This window comes from Lactobacillus nasalidis (assembly GCF_016587775.1).
In the GTDB taxonomy this organism is placed as follows: Bacteria; Bacillota; Bacilli; order Lactobacillales; family Lactobacillaceae; genus Lactobacillus; species Lactobacillus nasalidis.
The window spans coordinates 1-882 of the sequence record NZ_BOCG01000298.1; the positions used below are offsets into that span (position 1 = coordinate 1).

The 882-nt window shown below is 46.8% G+C and carries 1 tRNA gene and 1 pseudogene; one reads left to right on the plus strand and one right to left on the minus strand.

The features are described 5' to 3' along the window. The first annotated feature begins 260 nt into the window (after nucleotides 1-260). A tRNA-Leu gene (locus lacNas_RS05325) sits at nucleotides 261-344 on the plus strand. A gap of 263 nt (nucleotides 345-607) precedes the next feature. On the opposite strand, the pseudogene lacNas_RS05330 reads toward lacNas_RS05325, so the two are convergent. Beyond that, nucleotides 608-882 (minus strand): annotated as a pseudogene (locus tag lacNas_RS05330) (pyruvate oxidase); the annotation flags it as partial.

Sequence of the window (882 nt, forward strand, 5' to 3'; positions counted from 1 at the left end):
GCATCAATGGCAATGGCCGCCTTGACGTCCAGATTCAAGTCCTGCTTCTGGTAGTTGGCCGTTGCAGCGGCTACCGGCTTTGCCTGCCAAGCGGCTGCGCCGGTCAGCAATAATCCACTGGCTGCCAGACTCAGCAGCATTTTTTTGATCTTCTTTAACAAAATCGATCCTCTTTTCAAAAAAATTACGAAAAAAATTAAATTAGCACTTCCATTTTACCAAATTTTTGATATTATTAAATATGTGCTGAGGCACAGGATGCCCACTTGGCGGAATTGGCAGACGCGCAGCGTTCAGGTCGCTGTTCTGGCAACAGAGTGAAGGTTCGACTCCTTTAGTGGGCATGAATGAATAGCTGGGACGTCCAGCATGGGAGTTTAGGAGCTGATTTGATCAGCTCCTTTTTTGTTGCCTAAGGACTTTTCAGCATCATCTCATTTGGATCATTTGCTGCCTTTTTGATCATAACAGATTGCCCGTAAACAGTAGCTAAGAAAGAGTTAATTTTTTCCTAGGAAAGTCTCAAAATCAGCCGCAAAGCCAAAAAAGCAGACCGCCCTTTTCGGGGTGATCTGCTTTTTTGCGTTTGATTTTTCAGTTTGCCGGCTTAGTGTGAAGCGCCTGAAGTAGTGTCTGGCGCGTTTTCCGGAGCTGAAGCACTTGAAGTTGCTTGAACCTTCAAAGCGTCAGCCTTGTCTTCTGAGTGGCCGGATGCACCTGAAGCTGCGTCGATTTCCAGACCAAACTTTTCAGCAAAGTATGAGAATGGGTGCAGAGCTTCTGCGTGGTAGTACTTCACGAATTCTGGGTCGTCCAGGGTGTTCAGTTCAGTTGAGTAAGCCATGTGCTTGGTGTACTTAACGTCGATGAAGGCTGGGCCGT